The following is a 13977-nucleotide window of genomic DNA, read 5'->3' as shown; positions in this document are numbered from 1 at the left end:
CCCGGTCGTTCACAGCGTCCTCGCTGTGTGTTGCCTCCCACCAGCCAAATGGCGGCGGAAGGACTTTTAAAGGAACCTCATCCATCGAGATGGACGGGGTGTCAACATATCTGGCGTTGACTTTTGGCACGCTGTTGAGTTCTCAAGGAACGGACGCTTCCTTTGTACTCACCCACAGTGTTTACTGGGGCTTTCCTCCGGGCTTCCCTTCGGTGTTTCACACTCTATCAGGACTTTTCCGGCCCCGTTTCCGCCTTGTTCACCGTGCATACACAAAGGCATGCGGGCACACAGCAGCGGATCCGGGAAGGATCTCATCCAGTGGAGTGCCGCCCCCACCTCGCCAGCAGCTCTCGCTGCGGGCCTCGGTCGTGGGCAGGAACCCGACAGTACAGCGCCTGCCAGGCACAGGCAAATCGATTACGCACCGCACACGGCTCTCGCGTGCGCGCAGCGCGCACGCTCGTGCGGAACCCTCAGTTCCTATGACTTAGGCTTCCGACCAGTGCGCCGTCCAGGACAGGTAGTGACGGCGCGTGATGATTCTCCACCTCTGGGAGGCTTCCCATGACCACCGTGTCGTCCCCGATCGCCGGACGCGCCATCGGACTCGCGGCAGTGCCCGATCCGGTCTTCTCCGGCGCGATGGTGGGACCCGGTACCGCTATCGACCCGGTCCGTGAGCCGCACGCCGCGGTCTCCCCGGTCGACGGCGTCATCGTCTCGCTCCACCCCCACGCCTTCGTCGTCGTCGACGGCGAGGGCCATGGAGTGCTGACGCACCTCGGCATCGACACCGTTCAGCTCAACGGCGAGGGCTTCGAGCTGCTCGTCAACAAGGGCGACACCGTCACGCGCGGCCAGGAGGTCGTGCGCTGGAACCCGGTCGCCGTCGAGGCCGCCGGCAAGTCCCCGGTCTGTCCCGTCGTCGCGCTCGAGGCGACGGCCGACTCGCTCGGCGAGGTCGTCGAGGACGGCGACGTGAAGGCCGGCGACGCGCTCTTCTCCTGGCAGTGACCTTTCACCTTCGGTGATCTTGAGCCGTCCCGGACGGGACGGCGCGTACGACATCCATCGCGGCGGGCGTGTTCCATCGCCACCGCAATCAACCGGAGACGTGAAATGGAGACAACGCTGCGAGGCGTCGGCGTGAGCCACGGTGTGGCGATCGGCGAGGTCCGGCACATGGGCACGGCGGTCCTGGAGCCGCCGGCCAAGCAGATCCCGGCGGACGAGGCGCCGCGTGAGCAGGGGCGCGCGCGGCAGGCCGTCGAGGCCGTCGCCGCCGATCTCATCGCGCGCGGCAACCTGGCGGGCGGCGAGGCCCAGCACGTGCTGGAGGCCCAGGCCATGATGGCCCAGGACCCCGAGCTGATGGCCGACGTCGACCGCCGCATCACCGTCGGCAGCACCGCCGAGCGCGCGGTGTACGACGCGTTCGCCGCCTACCGGGCGCTGCTCGCCAACGCCGGTGAGTACCTGGCCGGCCGGGTGGCCGACCTCGACGACGTGCGCAACCGCATCGTGGCGCGGCTGCTGGGCGTGCCGATGCCCGGTGTGCCGGACAGCGACGAGCCGTATGTGCTGATCGCGCGGGACCTGGCGCCGGCCGACACCGCGCTGCTGGACCCCACGCTGGTGCTGGGCTTCGTGACCGAGGAGGGCGGGCCGACCAGTCACTCCGCCATCCTGGCGCGGGCGCTCGGGGTGCCGGCCGTGGTGGCGCTGCCGGGCGCCGGTGAGCTCGCCGAGGGCACGGTGGTGGCCGTGGACGGCAGCACGGGTGACGTCTTCGTCGACCCGAGCGAGGAGAAGCGCGCCGAGCTGACCGAGGCGGCCGAGGCACGGAAGGCGGCGCTCGCCGCGTCGTCCGGTCCGGGTGCGACGTCCGACGGGCACAAGGTGCCGCTGCTGGCGAACATCGGCGGTCCGGCGGACGTGCCGGCCGCGGTGGAGGCGGGCGCGGAGGGCGTGGGCCTGTTCCGTACCGAGTTCCTCTTCCTGGACGACAGTGCGAAGGCGCCGTCCGAGGCTAAGCAGGTCGAGGCGTACCGCAAGGTGCTGGAGGCGTTCCCCGAGGGCCGTGTCGTCGTGCGCGTGCTGGACGCGGGCGCGGACAAGCCGCTCGACTTCCTGACCCCGGCCGACGAGCCCAACCCGGCGCTCGGCGTGCGCGGTCTGCGGACGCTGCTGGACCACCCGGAGGTGCTGCGCACGCAGCTCACCGCGCTGGCCAAGGCGGCCGAGGGCCTGCCGGTCTATCTGGAGGTCATGGCCCCGATGGTGGCGGACCGTACGGACGCCAAGGCGTTCGCGGACGCGTGCCGTGAGGCCGGGCTGCAGGCGAAGTTCGGCGCGATGGTGGAGATCCCCTCCGCCGCGCTGCGGGCGCGCTCGATCCTTCAGGAGGTCGAGTTCCTGTCGCTGGGCACGAACGACCTGGCGCAGTACACGTTCGCCGCCGACCGTCAGGTGGGCGCGGTCTCGCGTCTGCAGGACCCGTGGCAGCCGGCGCTGCTCGACCTGGTGGCCCTTTCGGCGGAGGCCGCCAAGGCCGAGGGCAAGAGCTGTGGCGTCTGCGGTGAGGCGGCGTCCGACCCGCTGCTGGCCTGTGTGCTGACGGGTCTGGGTGTGACCAGCCTGTCCATGGGCGCGGCGTCGATCCCGTATGTGCGGGCGACGCTGGCCAAGCACACGCTGGCGCAGTGCGAGCGTGCCGCCGCTGCCGCTCGTGCGACGGATTCCGCCGAGGAGGCGCGTCTGGCCGCGCAGGCGGTGCTGTCGGGCGAGTGAGCCCGATGTCGTTCGGTGAGTGAGGGGTGCCCCGCCTTGTCGGTGGGGCACCCCTCCTCTCTTTCTGTTCGCTATGCGAGCGGCAGTCCCTCCAGGTACTCGACGCCGTGCTCCGGGGGGACGGGTTCGCCGGTGGTGGCGTCCGTGCAGTAGGCGGCGAAGACCTCGCCCGCCGTCAGGGGGCGCAGTCCGTCGCCGTCCAGGCACCAGCCGCGGACCGTCTCGGGCTCGCCGGGGCGGATGGTGCGCAGGACGACGCCGCCGTGGCTGCCCAGGGTGAGGCCCGCCGCGAGGACCGTGCAGAACAGCAGTGCCGCCGATTCCCCGAGGCGCGGCACTCCCCCGGCGCACTCGGCTTCGACGACGGCGACCAGCGGGGTGTTGGCGTCGTCGAGCGTGGAGACGCTGCACACGAGGTGGTGTCTGCCGTCGCCCGCCGTTTCGAGGAGGCGGCGCAGGAGCCTCGACGCCCGGGCGAAGGCCGTCCGGCCCGCGTCCGCCCCGGGTTCGAGGAGGGCGGAGGCGTATTCCCAGGTCGCCTGTTGTTCGGCCGCGCGGACGAGGTCGGGCAGCAGGCGGGTGAGGGGGCGGCCGTCGTAGGTGAGGCGGGCGCCGGTCGCCGCGATGTCGGCGGTGTAACGGGTGCGGCTGGTGGGGGTGTCGGGGTCGAGGCGGGTGTCGGCGCAGTACTCCTCGTAGGCGGTGGGGTCGAAGAGGGTGAGGCTGATGTGGGTGCCCTGGGAGGCGAGTGCTCTGAGCAGGCCGTCGACCTGGCGGAGGTAGCCGGCGTGGTCGTCGAAACCGAAGCTGCGGTATCGCCGCATGGCGGCGAAGTCCGTCTCGTCGGCGAGGACGGCCACGGTGCTGGGTGTCTCGTGGCGCAGCCTGCGTCGTGCGGTCAGTCGTTTCCGGCCGTTGCCGGTCCTGCGGCCGTTGTCCGTGTGCGGCATGAACTCCCCCTCGACGCTACGTGAACAAATGCTCACGCAGCGTAATCGAGGGTACTGACAACGGCCCGTTCGCCCAGGTCAGCCGCGTTCGCGGGCCAGGCGCTCGTAGAAGCCCAGCAGTTCGGCGTCGTCCACGGACCCGGGGTTGACCGCCTCCTCCAGGGGGGTGCCCTGGAGGAGCCGCTTGACCGGGACCTCGATGCGCTTGCCGGTCAGCGTGTGGGGGATGGCGGGGACCTCGATGACCTCGTCGGGGACGTGGCGCGGGGAGAGCTGCCGGCGGATGGTGCTCTTGATGCGGTCGAGCAGTTCGTCGTCCAGCCGGGCGCCCGGCGCGAGGTGGACGAAGAGGGGCATCCAGTAGCCGCCGTCGGGTCGTTCGACGCCGATGACGAGGGATTCGCGGATCTCGGGGAGGCGTTCGACGGCCTCGTAGATGTCGGCGGAGCCCATCCGTACGCCCTGGCGGTTGAGGGTGGAGTCGGAGCGGCCGTGGATGACGACGGTGCCGCGGGAGGTGAGGGTGATCCAGTCGCCGTGCCGCCAGACGCCCGGGAACATCTCGAAGTAGCTCTCGCGGTAGCGGTGGCCGTCGGGGTCGTTCCAGAAGTGGATGGGCATGGAGGGCATGGGGTTGGTGACGACGAGCTCGCCGACCTCGTCGACGACGGGCTTGCCGTGGGCGTCCCAGGCCTGGAGGTCCGTGCCCAGGCAGGGGGCCTGGAGTTCGCCGATGTACACGGGGAGGGTGGGGACGGCGCCGGCGAAGCAGCTGCAGACGTCCGTGCCACCGCTGACCGAGGCGATCCACATGTCCTCGGATACCTCGTCGTGGATCCAGCGGAAGCCGTCGGGCGGCAGCGGGGAGCCGGTGGTGGCGACGCAGCGGACGCGGGAGAGGTCGAGGTCGCGGCCGGGGTGGACGCCGGCCTTGCGGCAGGCCATGACGTAGGCGGCGGAGGTGCCGAAGAGCGTGGTGCCGGTGCGTTCGGCGACGCGCCACTGGGCGTCCGTGGTGGGGTGGCCGGGGCTGCCGTCGTAGAGGACGACGGTCGCGCCCACCAGGAGGCCGGAGACGAGGAAGTTCCACATCATCCAGCCGGTGGAGGTGTACCAGAAGAAGCGGTCGCCGGGGCCGAGGTCGCAGTGGAGGGAGAGCTGCTTGAGGTGTTCGACGAGGATGCCGCCCTGGGACTGGACGATGGCCTTGGGCAGCCCGGTGGTGCCGGAGGAGTAGAGGACCCACAGCGGGTGGTCGAAGGGGAGCTGCTCGAAGACCGGTTCGGTGTCGGCGCCGGTCAGGGCGTCCCATTCGAGGGTGCCCTCGGGGGCCGGGGTGCCGAGCAGCGGGATGTGGACGACGGCGCGCAGGGTGGGGAGCTCGGCGCGGAGGGCGGCGACGACGTCGGCGCGCTCGTGGCGCTTGCCGCCGTAGTGGTAGCCGTCGACGGTGAAGAGGACGACGGGCTCGACCTGCTGGAAGCGGTCGAGGACGCTGCGGGCGCCGAAGTCGGGGGCGCAGGAGGTCCAGACGCCGCCGACGGCGGCGGTGGCGAGGAGGGCGACGACGGCCTGCGGGACGTTGGGCAGGTAGCCGCTGACGCGGTCGCCGGGGCGGACGCCGAGGCGGCGCAGCTCCGCGGCGAGCGAGCCGACCTGGCGGCGGAGTTCCGCCCAGGTGACGGGGCGGGGGTCGTGGGTCTCGTCGACGTGCAGCAGGGCGGGCTCGTCGGCTCGCGCGGGGTCCTCGGCGGTGCGCAGGGCGTGCTCGGCGTAGTTGAGGGTGGCGCCGGGGAACCAGCGGGCGCCGGGCATGGCCGCATCGGCGAGGACGCGCTCGTAGGGGGTGGTGAAGCGGACGTCGCACCACTCGGTGACGGCCTGCCAGAAGGTCTCGGGTTCGGCCACGGACCAGCGGTGGAGGGCCGCGTAGCTCGCGACGGGGTCGCCGGGGACGGGGGCGGGCGCGCCGTGGTGTGCGGCGGCCCGGGCGTGGAAGCGGGTGACCTGCGCGGTGGCGACGCGGTCCGGGCCGGGCCGCCACAGGGGCTCGGGCTGGTCGACGGGCTGCGGTGCGGTGGTCATGTGGCTGCTCCCGGGCTTCTGCGCGTCGTGGGCGGAGCCGTGCGCACGTACGGGGTGCGCGCGTGCGGTGGCTGTGAGGACGATGCCATGTGATCGACTCGATGCACCAGGGCCGGTGTCACACCGTCGCGGGAGGGCACAGGTCCTTGCGGGGGTGAACGGGGGGCGAACGGTGCGCGGGGGTGCCGGGGCGGGTGGCAGGGTGAGCGACATGAACGCGGGTGACCTTGTGCGATCGGTGAAGTGGATGACCTCGTTGCGCGCGGTGGGGAGCGCCCAGGGGCTGCGGTCCGTGCGGTCGGCCTGGCGGCGGCACCGGGTGGACGCGGTGGGGCTGCCCCGGCAGGGGGCGGCGCGGGCGCGGGTGCCGGGGGTGGCCGAGGGCGCGGAGCCGGAGCCGGGGGGCGGGGTGGTGCGGTTCGCCCGGTCCTCGTTGCGGGTGCGGGTGGCGGCGGGCGGCGCGGTGTTCTGCGGCTGGGACGGGGCGGTGCCGGAGCCGTCGTACGCGCTGGCGGGCGCCTGCCCGGAGGCGGACGAGCGGGCGGTGCTGGAGCCGGACACGGACGGCGGCTGGCGGGTGGTCTCGGAGCGGGTGCTGGTGGCGGTGTCCCGGCACGGCACGGTGGAGGTGCGCACGCCGGGCGGGGTGGTGCTGCGGCGCGACCTGGCGCCGCGTTGGTGGGAGCCGGCGGGCGCGGCGGGGGGCGGGCGGTGGGTCCAGCGCTCGGAGGTGGCGGCGGACGCGCGGTTCTTCGGGCTGGGCGGGCGGGCGTCGGGGCCGCGGCTGCGGGACGGCGTGTACCGGCTGTGGAACACCGATCCGGGCGGGGCGTTCGGGCCGGGGGACGATCCGCTGTACATCACGATGCCGGTGCAGCTGGTGGTGGCGGACGCGGGGACGCATCTGGTGTTCCACGACAACACCTGGGACGGCCGGGTCACGCTGTGGGAGGGCGAGGAGGGGGCGGGTTCGGGGCACGACCGGCCGGGGCGCTGCGAGACGCGGATGGACGGCGGTCCGCTGCGCTACTGGGTGATGGTGGGCACCCCGGCGCGGGTGCTGCACGGCTGGGCGGCGCTGACGGGGGGTGCGGCGCTGCCGCCGGCGTGGGCGCTGGGGTATCAGCACGCGCGCTGGGGCTTCGGCAGCGAGCGGGAGGTGCGGCGGGTGGTGGCCGGCTACCGGGAGCGGGGGCTGCCGCTGTCGGCGGTGCACCTGGACATCGACCACTACCGGGGGCACCGGGTGTTCACGGTGGACCGGGAGCGCTTCCCGGATCTGCCGGGGCTGGCGGCGGAGCTGAAGGAGGAGGGGGTGCGGCTGGTGTCGATCGTCGACCCGGCGGTGAAGGCGGAGCCGGGGCTGGCGGAGTACGACACGGGGGTGGCGGCGGGGGCGTTCGTGACGGACGCCCGGGGGCGTGAGGTGCGCGGCGAGGTGTGGCCGGGCGAGTGCGTCTTCCCGGACTTCACGGACCCGAAGGCGCGGGCGTGGTGGGGCGGGCTGTACGCGGAGCGGCTGGCGCAGGGGTTCTCCGGGGTGTGGCACGACATGAACGAGCCGGTGTCGTTCGCGGCGTTCGGGGATCCGACGCTGCCGCGCTCGGCGCGGCACGCGCTGGAGGGCCGGGGCGGCGACCACCGGGAGGCCCACAACGTGTACGGGCTGGCGATGGCCCGGGCCGGTTACGAGGGGCTGCGGGAGCTGCGCCCGGACGAGCGGCCGTTCCTCTTCTCGCGCTCGGGCTGGGCGGGGATGCAACGGTACGGCGGGACGTGGTCGGGGGATGTGGCGACGGGCTGGCCGGGGTTGCGGGCGTCGCTGGCGCTGGTGCTGGGCCTGGGGTTGTGCGGGGTGCCGTATTCGGGGCCGGACGTCGGCGGGTTCACGGGGTTCCCGTCGCCGGAGCTGTATCTGCGGTGGTTCCAGCTGGGCGCGTATCTGCCGCTGTTCCGGACGCACGCGGCGATCTCGGCGGGGCGGCGGGAGCCGTGGGAGTTCGGGGCGGAGGTGCTGGAGCACGCGGGGGCGGCGTTGCGGGAGCGGGCGCGGCTGCTGCCGTATTTCGTGACGCTGGCGCATCTGGCGCACCGCACGGGGGCGCCGTATGTGCGGCCGGTGTGGTGGCGGTCGCCGGAGGACCGGGCGCTGCGGGACTGCGAGGACGCGTTCCTGCTGGGGGATTCGCTGCTGGTGGCGCCGGTGCTGGAGCTGGGGGCGGATCAGCGGGCGGTGCGGCTGCCGCGCGGCCGCTGGTACGACACGGCGACGGGCCGGGCGCACGAGGGGCCGGGGCAGGTGCTTCTGGAGGCGCCGTTGTCGCGCGTTCCGGTGCTGGCGCGGGCGGGGTCGGTGATTCCGGTGGCGGGTGCGGACGGGGAGGTGGAGCTGGAGGTGTGGGCGCCGGCTCCGGGACGTACGGGGGGTGGGGTGCTCATCCGCGATGCGGGGGCGGGTGCCGGTGCCGGCGCGGAGGTGGTGCGGTTCACCTCGCGGGCGCGGGGTGGGGTCGTGACGGTGGAGCGGGAGGGGGCGGAGGAGGTGGGGTATCGGGTGCGGGTGCGGGGGTGACCCCTGCGGGTGGGGTGCCCCGGTCCCGCCCTTCACCGTTTCCCGGGGGCAAGCCCCCGGCCCCCTTTCGCGTCGCCCTCGCGGCTGGTATGCCCGTGCCCATGCCGAGATTCTCCGCGCTCTGCCGCGCGCTCGTCCTTCCCTTCGCCGCGCTCGCGGCGCTCGCTTCCGCGCCCGTCGCCCGGGCGGCCCCGGCCGGGGCCGAGCCGCCGCCGGGGTTCGTCGCCCTCTCCGACGTCGATCCGACGATCGTTCAGGAGATGCGGTACGTCACCCCGCACAACTTCACCGGGCACCGGATCGACGGCTACGAACGCCCGAAGTGCCTGCTCACCCGCCCTGCCGCCGAGGCCCTGCGGCGGGCGCAGCGGGTGTTGCTGCGGCAGGGGCTCTCGCTCAAGGTGTACGACTGCTACCGGCCGCAGCGGGCGGTGAACGACTTCGTGGCGTGGGCGAAGGATCTGGGCGACGAGCGGATGAAGGCGGAGTTCTACCCGCGGGTGGCCAAGTCGCGGCTGTTCGAGGACGGCTACATCGCGGCGAAGTCCGGTCACAGCAGGGGCAGCACGATGGATCTGACGATCGTGCGGCGGCCGGCGTGGCCCACGCGCCCATATGTGCCCGGTGAGCCGCTCGTGCCGTGCTTCGCTCCGCGGTGGCAGCGTTTTCCCGACAATTCCGTGGACATGGGGACGGGTTTCGACTGCTTCGACACCCTCGCCCACACCCTCGATCCCCGGGTCGAGGGGCGGCAGCGCGCCAACCGGCTGCGGCTGAAGTCGGTGATGGAAGGGGCGGGGTTCGTCAACCTCCCGGAGGAGTGGTGGCACTACACGCTGCGCGGTGAGCCGTACCCGGACACGTACTTCGACTTCCCCGTCCGCTGAGGACGGTTCAGACCGTCGCCGGGCGGCGGGCGGTGATGCCGGTGGCCAGGGCGTGTTCGACGACGGAGACCAGGACCCGCTTCACGGAGTCGCGTTCGCGGGCGTCGCACATCACCACGGGGACCTCGGGGTCGAGGTCGAGGGCGTCGCGGACGGCTTCGGCCGAGTGGCGGGGGGCGCCGTCGAAGCAGTTGACGGCGAGGGTGAAGGCGATGCCGCGGCGTTCGAAGTAGTCGACGGCGGCGAAGCAGTCGGCCAGCCGCCGGGTGTCGGCGAGGACGACGGCGCCGAGGGCGCCCTGGGCCAGTTCGTCCCACAGGAACCAGAAGCGGTCCTGACCGGGGGTGCCGAAGAGGTAGAGGACGAGGTCCTCGCGGAGGGTGATGCGGCCGAAGTCCATGGCGACGGTGGTGGTGCGCTTGGCCTCGACGCCCGAGAGGTCGTCGACCGGGCGGCCCGCCTCGGTCAGCAGCTCCTCGGTGCGCAGGGGCCTGATCTCGCTGACGGAGCCGACCAGCGTGGTCTTGCCGACGCCGAAGCCGCCGGCGACCAGGAGCTTGAGGGTCAGCGGCGCGGTCCGGTTCCGTATTCCGCGGTCAGGGCGCCCGAAAACCATGGGATTTCCTCCGAATCAAGGGTCGGTGCGGCATGGCGCTCCCCCGTGGTCGTGCCCCCCGTGCTCCCCCTCGGTAGAGATCGTTCCGTATGGACGGTGGTCTGTTCAACCCCCTTCCGGCCCCGGCCGTGGGCCGGTCGGCCTCATAGGGCGCGCAGGCCGTCGATCACCTCGCGGAGGATGCCCGCGTCGGGCAGCTCCGCGGGCGGGACCGGGCGGGAGACCCGGACGTACCCGGCGTCGATGAGATCGCCGACCAGGACCCGGACCACGCCCACCGGCAGGTCCAGGGTGGCCGCCAGCTCCGCGATGGAGTGGGGTTCGCGGCGGGCCAGGTCGGCGATGTCGAGGTGTTCCGGCGAGAGGGTCCGGTCGGCGATCGCGTAGGCGCCGCCGGGGTGGGCCAGCAGGAAATCCTCGGCGATGACCAGCGCGATCAGGTCGAGCCGCTCCTCGGCCGGGGCCTTGGTGCGGCCCCGGGTCATCGTGTACGGACGGACCACGGGGCCCGCCGCGTCGTCGTACCACTGGGCGGTGTGCTCCTCGGCCCGCCGGGCGGTGTGCTCGCCCGCGCGGGCTCCGCCCGGGCGGGTGGCCGGACCCCACCGGCCGGTGGTCCCGGCCGTGGGCCCGGAGGGTGTCTGCCGCGGGAACGCGGTGGGGTCCTCGGTCATACCGCCGGTCACTCGCCGGCGACGCCGGTGCGCGGAGCGGTCGCCAGGTGCGCGCCGACCCGCTTGACGAGCAGCGTCATCTCATAGGCGACCTGGCCGATGTCGGAGTCGGCGTCGGCGATGACGGCCAGGCAGCTGCCGTCGCCGGCGGCGGTGACGAACAGGAACGCCCGGTCCAGCTCGACCATGGTCTGGCGGACCTCGCCCGCCGAGAAGTGGCGGCCCACGCCCTTGGCGAGGCTGTGGAAGCCGGAGGCGACGGCGGCCAGGTGCTCGCCGTCCTCCTGGCTCAGGCCCTTGGAGCTGCCCTTGGCCAGACCGTCGCTGGAGAGCACCAGCGCCTTGCCGACGCTGCCGACGCGCTCGACGAGGTCGTCGAGGAGCCAGTTGAGCTCGCCGGATCCGGCGCCCGGGCGGGCCTCGCCCGTCGCGGACGGGGTGTTGCGTATCGCGGCCTGGTGTGCGGTCATCGACCGTCCCCCTCAGTTGTCGTTCCTGGTGCTGTGGTGCTCGTCGTCATCTCATTGTCCTCCCGTGCCCGTTGCCAGCCGCGCTGGAGGGCGGCCATCCTGGCCCGCACCTCCTCGGCGTCGCGGTCGGGCTCCGGGACGGGAGGGGTGCGGGGGGCTTCCGCCGGGACGGGCTCCCGCAGCTGTGGGGCGAGGCTGGCCTGCCGGACGCGCCGGGGCAGGCCCCCGGTGGGGGTGCGCTCGTCGTGGGGGCCGTCGGCGGCCTGCTGGTGGGTCTCCTCGGGGAACACCGCCCGGCGGGCCGGGGGCCGGACGACGGGCCGGCCGCCGGTGTCCTCCCGGTCGGCCCGCGTGCCGCCCGGGGCGCTCTCGCTGAGCAGCGCCGACGGGATGAGCACGACGGCCGTGGTGCCGCCGTACGGGGAGGGCTGGAGGGAGACGCGGACGCCCTGGCGGCGGGCGAGCCGGCCGACGACGAACAGGCCGAGGCGGTCGGTGTCGGACAGCTCGAACTCGACAGGATCGGCGAGGCGGAGGTTGGCCTCCAGCAGCGCGTCGGCGCCCATGCCGAGGCCCCGGTCGTGGATCTCCAGGGCGAAGCCGTTGGGGACGCGCTCGCCGAGGACGTGGACGGCGGTGTGGGGCGGTGCGAAGACGGTGGCGTTCTCGAGGAGCTCGGCGAGGAGGTGGGTGAGGTCGGCGACGGCGGGGCCGTCGAGGGCCAGCCGCGGCAGCCGGCGCACCTCGATCCGCTCGTACGCCTCGACCTCGCCGACGGCCGCCCGGACGACGTCCATGAGCGGGACGGGCCGGCGCCACTGCCGGGAGGGGGCGGCGCCGGAGAGGATGACCAGGCCCTCGGCGTGGCGGCGCATCCGGGTGGTGAGGTGGTCGAGGCGGAAGAGGTCGGCGAGGTGGTCGGTGTCCTCGGTGCGGCGCTCCATGGAGTCGAGCAGGGTCAGCTGACGGTGCAGCAGGATCTGGTTGCGGCGGGCGAGGTTGACGAAGACGTCGGAGACGCCGCGTCGCAGGTCGGCCTGTTTGACGGCCGCCTCGACGGCGGCCCGCTGGAGGGTGTCCAGGGCCTGGCCGACCTGGCCGAGCTCGTCGCTCCCCCGGGCGATCCGGGGCACCTCGGCCTCGACGTCGACGCGCTCGCCCGCCGCGAGGCGGCGCATCACGGCCGGCAGCCGGACGCCCGACGCCTCGTGGGCCTCCTTGCGCAGCCGGTGGAGGTCCTTGACGAGACCCCGTCCGACGCGGAAGGAGATGACGACGGTGCAGACGAAGGCGACCAGGCCGAGGATCCCGGCGACGACGGCCTTGGTGATGACGCCGAGGGCGACGGGCCGCACCCGGGCGCTGAAGCGGTCGATGGCCTCGGTGCTCATCCGGCCCAGGTCGTCGAGGACGGGCGTGACGGTGCTCTGCCAGCGCCGGGCGTCGATGGTGTGGGGGGCCCGGGCGGAGCCGGCGAGGACGACGGTGTCCTCGGCGGTGCGCAGCGCCTCGGCGTTGGTGCCGCGCCAGTAGTCCTCGTAGGTCTTCTGCTCGGCCGGGGGCAGCACGGCGAGGTGGGTGTTGTAGAGGGTCCGGCGTTCGGCGACGTGGTCGGAGAACGCGCGTAGATCCTGGCGGCTCATGCTGCCCGCGGCGAGGGCGGCGGCCAGCAGGGCGTCCTCGCGGGCGACGGCCTCGCGGGCGCGGCCCAGGCCCACCATGGCGCGGCTCTGCCGGTCCGTCTCGGCGTCCTGGAGGGCGGCGAGGCTGCCGAGGAAGTCGTAGTAGGGCTCGATGACGTCGTTGTACGCCTGGAAGGCGGCGTAGCGGGTGAGGTCGGCGTCCTCCGCCTTGCGGCGCAGGCCGGGGAGGCCGTCGAGGGACTTCTCCAGGATGCCGAAGCGCCGGGCGGCGGTGGCGCTCATGTCCTCGCGCACGTCGCCGTGGATGCCGGCGCGGAAGGCGGCGACCGCCTTGTCGGTGGCGCGCTGTTCGGCGCGCAGTTCGTCGAGGACGTCGGCGCGGGCAGGGTCGGCGAGGTGGACCAGGGTCTGCCGGCGCTCCTTCTGGAGGGTGCGGACCATGTCCCCGGCGGGGTAGCCGACGGTCCGCATGACATCGGCGGCCTCCATCAACTGGACCGCCTCGTTGCCGGTGATGACGGTGGCGAAGACCCACAGACCGGTCAGGGACACCAGGGGCACCAGGAGCAGCGCCACGATCTTCCGGCGGATCGACTTCCCGCGAAAGCGCATGGCCTCCCCTACGTCAACCCCGGCGCACGGGGATGGTGTTCCGACGGATCGTGGCGACAGATCGTGGCGACAGTGATGCGCCGTGAGCCTACTACTGCGAAGTACTCGGCTCGAAGACCAGTACGTCCGGGGCACATCGGTCCGGCCGGATTTCTCCCCGTTCCGCGGGAACCTTCGGGGTGTCCCGTTCGCTCTTCCCTCACAGGGGAGGCGGGGCTGTTCCGGGCGCTTCGGGAGAACCCGTGCGGGGCAGCCACAGGGGGAGGTGAGCCGCCATGGACCTGGAACGTGACGTCTCGTCCCATGCATCGGGCGCACGCAGGCCCTTGTGGGTCGAGGAGCCGGCGCGCAGGCCGCGCATGCCCGATCCGGTGCGGTCGTCCGCCGTGCGGGCGGTCCTCGTCATCGCGGGGACGCTGGAGGTGACCACGGTGACGGTGCTGTTCGGCCTCGCCGGTACGTGGCTGGTCCTGCCGGCCGTGCTGTGCGCGGTGGCGGGGACGGTGGCCGCGACGTGGGCGGTGCTCGATGTGTGGGTGACGCGGCAGGTGTGGCTCCAGCGGCACGGCGTGGTGTCGGTGCCGAGCAGTTCGGCACGTGCCGTGCGCCGCGCCCGGCGGGCGCGGTTTCCGGGGGCGGTCAGCCCGGAGGGGCCGTAGGCCGACGACCACAGGG

11 protein-coding genes are annotated in these 13977 nt (G+C 73.3%); 5 read left to right on the top strand and 6 right to left on the bottom strand.

Annotated features, from left to right (window positions below; all coding sequences use genetic code 11):
* Positions 1-567 precede the first annotated feature (567 nt).
* On the top strand, positions 568-1017 hold the full coding sequence (locus tag IE096_RS21710) for a PTS sugar transporter subunit IIA (protein ID WP_189454210.1): 450 nt from the start codon (positions 568-570) through the stop codon (positions 1015-1017).
* A 105-nt stretch (positions 1018-1122) separates the two neighbouring features.
* Positions 1123-2793 carry a phosphoenolpyruvate--protein phosphotransferase gene (gene ptsP / locus IE096_RS21705; protein WP_189454208.1) on the top strand — a complete coding sequence of 557 codons (1671 nt, stop codon included), beginning with the start codon at positions 1123-1125 and terminating at the stop codon, positions 2791-2793.
* A gap of 71 nt (positions 2794-2864) precedes the next feature.
* Here the strand turns inward: ptsP and IE096_RS21700 are convergent, their stop codons facing one another.
* Both IE096_RS21700 and IE096_RS21695 read right to left on the bottom strand, forming a co-directional pair.
* A complete protein-coding gene (locus IE096_RS21700) occupies positions 2865-3743 on the bottom strand; it encodes a DUF8829 domain-containing protein (protein WP_189454206.1) in 879 nt (292 codons plus the stop codon).
* 78 nt (positions 3744-3821) lie between these two features.
* Positions 3822-5828 carry an acetoacetate--CoA ligase gene (locus IE096_RS21695; protein WP_189454204.1) on the bottom strand — a complete coding sequence of 669 codons (2007 nt, stop codon included), beginning with the start codon at positions 5826-5828 and terminating at the stop codon, positions 3822-3824.
* 211 nt (positions 5829-6039) lie between these two features.
* Here IE096_RS21695 and IE096_RS21690 point away from each other — a divergent pair, with 211 nt between their 5' ends.
* Together IE096_RS21690 and IE096_RS21685 are read left to right on the top strand one after the other, a co-directional pair.
* Entirely contained in the window at positions 6040-8400 is a 2361-nt protein-coding gene (locus IE096_RS21690; protein ID WP_189454202.1) for a glycoside hydrolase family 31 protein, read from the top strand.
* Positions 8401-8501: 101 nt separating this feature from the next.
* Complete coding sequence (locus tag IE096_RS21685) at positions 8502-9287, top strand: M15 family metallopeptidase (RefSeq protein ID WP_189454200.1); 786 nt, start codon at positions 8502-8504, stop codon at positions 9285-9287.
* Positions 9288-9294: 7 nt separating this feature from the next.
* On the opposite strand, the gene IE096_RS21680 is transcribed toward IE096_RS21685, so the two are convergent.
* The 4 genes from IE096_RS21680 to IE096_RS21665 form a co-directional block, all read right to left on the bottom strand.
* The gene (locus tag IE096_RS21680; RefSeq protein WP_189454197.1) at positions 9295-9903 is read right to left on the bottom strand and encodes a GTP-binding protein; all 609 of its coding nucleotides are present in this window, start codon (positions 9901-9903) and stop codon (positions 9295-9297) included.
* Between the two features lie 143 nt (positions 9904-10046).
* Positions 10047-10406 (bottom strand): DUF742 domain-containing protein, encoded by a 360-nt coding sequence (locus IE096_RS21675; protein ID WP_229820481.1) that lies wholly within the window; start codon positions 10404-10406, stop codon positions 10047-10049.
* A 179-nt stretch (positions 10407-10585) separates the two neighbouring features.
* Positions 10586-11047, bottom strand: a complete 462-nt coding sequence (locus IE096_RS21670) for a roadblock/LC7 domain-containing protein (protein WP_126913200.1) — start codon at positions 11045-11047, stop codon at positions 10586-10588.
* On the bottom strand, positions 11044-13302 hold the full coding sequence (locus tag IE096_RS21665) for a sensor histidine kinase (RefSeq protein WP_189454193.1): 2259 nt from the start codon (positions 13300-13302) through the stop codon (positions 11044-11046). Before IE096_RS21665 ends, IE096_RS21670 begins: the two co-directional genes overlap by 4 nt.
* Before the next feature lie 275 nt (positions 13303-13577).
* Between IE096_RS21665 and IE096_RS21660 the strand changes: the two genes are divergently transcribed.
* Entirely contained in the window at positions 13578-13961 is a 384-nt protein-coding gene (locus IE096_RS21660; protein WP_373298184.1) for a hypothetical protein, read from the top strand.
* The last annotated feature ends 16 nt before the right edge of the window (positions 13962-13977 follow it).

The organism is Streptomyces abikoensis (assembly GCF_014648775.1).
Taxonomy (GTDB): Bacteria; Actinomycetota; Actinomycetes; order Streptomycetales; family Streptomycetaceae; genus Streptomyces; species Streptomyces abikoensis.
This window is presented reverse-complemented; position numbering and strand designations above follow the sequence as displayed.

Excerpts from the sequence above, each read along its gene's own strand:
- IE096_RS21680 (WP_189454197.1), bottom strand. The coding sequence starts at position 9,903 with ATGGTTTTCGGGCGCCCTGACCGCGGAATACGGAACCGGACCGCGCCG.
- IE096_RS21700 (WP_189454206.1), bottom strand. The coding sequence starts at position 3,743 with ATGCCGCACACGGACAACGGCCGCAGGACCGGCAACGGCCGGAAACGA.
- IE096_RS21670 (WP_126913200.1), bottom strand. The coding sequence starts at position 11,047 with ATGACCGCACACCAGGCCGCGATACGCAACACCCCGTCCGCGACGGGC.
- ptsP (WP_189454208.1), top strand. The coding sequence starts at position 1,123 with ATGGAGACAACGCTGCGAGGCGTCGGCGTGAGCCACGGTGTGGCGATC.
- IE096_RS21695 (WP_189454204.1), bottom strand. The coding sequence starts at position 5,828 with ATGACCACCGCACCGCAGCCCGTCGACCAGCCCGAGCCCCTGTGGCGG.
- IE096_RS21710 (WP_189454210.1), top strand. The coding sequence starts at position 568 with ATGACCACCGTGTCGTCCCCGATCGCCGGACGCGCCATCGGACTCGCG.
- IE096_RS21685 (WP_189454200.1), top strand. The coding sequence starts at position 8,502 with ATGCCGAGATTCTCCGCGCTCTGCCGCGCGCTCGTCCTTCCCTTCGCC.
- IE096_RS21665 (WP_189454193.1), bottom strand. The coding sequence starts at position 13,302 with ATGCGCTTTCGCGGGAAGTCGATCCGCCGGAAGATCGTGGCGCTGCTC.
- IE096_RS21660 (WP_373298184.1), top strand. The coding sequence starts at position 13,578 with ATGGACCTGGAACGTGACGTCTCGTCCCATGCATCGGGCGCACGCAGG.
- IE096_RS21690 (WP_189454202.1), top strand. The coding sequence starts at position 6,040 with ATGAACGCGGGTGACCTTGTGCGATCGGTGAAGTGGATGACCTCGTTG.